Source organism: Synechococcus sp. WH 5701 (assembly GCF_000153045.1).
GTDB lineage: Bacteria > Cyanobacteriota > Cyanobacteriia > PCC-6307 > Cyanobiaceae > Regnicoccus_A > Regnicoccus_A antarcticus.
Genome location: NZ_AANO01000025.1, coordinates 1 through 2,043, shown reverse-complemented (window position 1 = coordinate 2,043; position 2,043 = coordinate 1). Strand labels below are relative to the sequence as shown.

At 53.1% G+C, this 2,043-nt stretch carries 3 protein-coding genes; all 3 read left to right on the top strand.

Annotated elements, in window-relative coordinates; all coding sequences use genetic code 11:
- On the top strand, positions 1-474 hold a 474-nt coding region (locus WH5701_RS00115; RefSeq protein ID WP_037978952.1), incomplete at its 5' end, for an aminotransferase class I/II-fold pyridoxal phosphate-dependent enzyme.
- A gap of 51 nt (positions 475-525) precedes the next feature.
- Positions 526-840 carry an ATP-dependent Clp protease adapter ClpS gene (gene clpS / locus WH5701_RS00110; protein WP_009788857.1) on the top strand — a complete coding sequence of 105 codons (315 nt, stop codon included), beginning with the start codon at positions 526-528 and terminating at the stop codon, positions 838-840.
- Positions 841-1,722, top strand: coding sequence for a CPBP family intramembrane glutamic endopeptidase (locus tag WH5701_RS00105; RefSeq protein WP_006169713.1), 882 nt, complete (start codon positions 841-843; stop codon positions 1,720-1,722).
- The last annotated feature ends 321 nt before the right edge of the window (positions 1,723-2,043 follow it).

The window sequence follows — 2,043 nt, the reverse complement described above, 5'->3', positions numbered from 1 at the left end:
GGCTTCACGGGAACTCGCTGTGCTTTCACCGTGGTCCCCAAAGGGTTGAAAGGGACCGCAGCGAATGGAGAACTCGTGGAACTTTGGGGCTTATGGAACCGACGCCAGAGCACCAAGTTCAACGGCGTTAGCTACATCATTCAACGTGGTGCCGAAGCGGTTTACTCCGCAGCAGGTCAAGCCGAGGTGAAGGCTCTTGTGAGTTTCTATATGGAGAACGCATCCATCATTCGCCAAGAGCTCACTGCTTGTGGTTTGCAGATTTACGGCGGCGAACACGCCCCTTACGTTTGGATCAAAACCCCAAATGGCATGGATTCCTGGGGATTCTTCGATCACCTTCTCAACAAGGCCAATGTGGTGGGCACGCCAGGAAGCGGTTTTGGTGCTGCTGGTGAAGGATATTTCCGTCTTTCTGCCTTCAACAGCCGCAAGAACGTCAATGAAGCCATGGCACGAATCAAATCTCTTTGAAACGGCCGTGATCCAATTTCCCTTACATTTCAACCAGTGAGTTGCCGAGTGATGGCAGAGGAGACACCAACCCGTAGTCCAGGAGGGGCTGCGGTGCTCGACAAAGCGCCTGAGCGTGTACGGAAGCGGTCACCTCGATACAAGGTGCTGCTTCACAACGACCCCGTGAACAGCATGGAGTACGTCATGGCGACATTGCGCCAAGTGGTTCCTCAGCTGAGTGAACAAGACGCGATGGCCGTCATGTTGGAAGCCCACAACACTGGCATCGGACTGGTGATCGTCTGCGACATCGAGCCAGCTGAGTTTTACTGCGAAACGTTGAAATCCAAGGGGCTCACCAGCACGATCGAACCGGAAGACTGATTGATCCGCACCATCAACGCCGGGCTGAATTGGCTGATCCTGCTAACCCCGCGTTGGCTTCCGGTGTTCGTCTTGATTCCAGTTTTGTACCTGATCGGCTGGAGCAAAGCCCAACTGCTCACGTTGGTGGGGTTGCCCACTAGTGCTGTTTCGCTGGTCGGGACAGTATTCAGCTTTCTGCTGTTTCTCCTACTGATGCCACGCTGGATCAGATTGCGCTGGCAGATCAAGCGACCCTGGGTTGCTTTAGGGCTCCGAGGCATGGAGGCTCATCAGCGATCATCTTTTGCAGTCCTCTTACGCGGGCTGTTGTGGTCAGTCCTTCTGCTCGCACTGATCATGCTGCCGCTGCTACTGGGACATTGGGCACAGTTCCAAAGAACAGACTCAGTTCGCCTTCTGCTGGATGCATTCGTGCTGTTATTCGGTGTTGGGTTGGCTGAAGAAATACTCTTTCGTGGTTGGCTTTGGCAGGAGCTGAACCGCCTGCTTGGAGCGAAAGCTGGAGTCATCAGTCAGGCTGCGATTTTTAGCCTTGTTCACGCCCGTTTCAACATGGGTGTCTGGCCAATGTTGGGGCTCCTCAGCGGGCTATTCCTCTTGGGCCTGGTCCTGGCCCTGCGTCGCCGGCTCGACCATGGCTCGCTTTGGGGATGTGTTGGCTTACATGGCGGCTTGATCAGCGGCTGGTTTCTCCTGGAGAAAAACGCTCTTCTACTGTCTGCAGACGCCCCTGCATGGCTGATCGGACCGGGCGGAAGCAATCCCAATCCGATGGGTGGACTTGTCGCAATTAGCGCCCTGACATTGTTGCTCTGGCTTCAGCGAACGGCTTTCAACAAATCCCTATTCCCCAAAACTGACCATCGCAACGCTCCTTAAGAGGGAGAAATAGCTCGAACAACTCCATCACCGGGCGTCCAAAATCTCCATGGGCACGAAACAAGCTTCCAGACAAAGCCCTTAAGCCTTGGCCCATCGCGTCTGGATCCCAGCTTGATGAAGACCAGATCGAAGCTTTATAACTGCAGACGACTGCTCTAGAAGAAAGAAACAGCGAAGATATTTGAAGCCAAACTAATATTAAAATGAATCTCTTCTAGCCAATGCTTGGCTCTATCACAAAACTATAATCTAGGCTTTACTTGAAAAATACAAAACATAGCTCATTCCTTGATACTGCGAAGACCAAGCAAAAGCAGG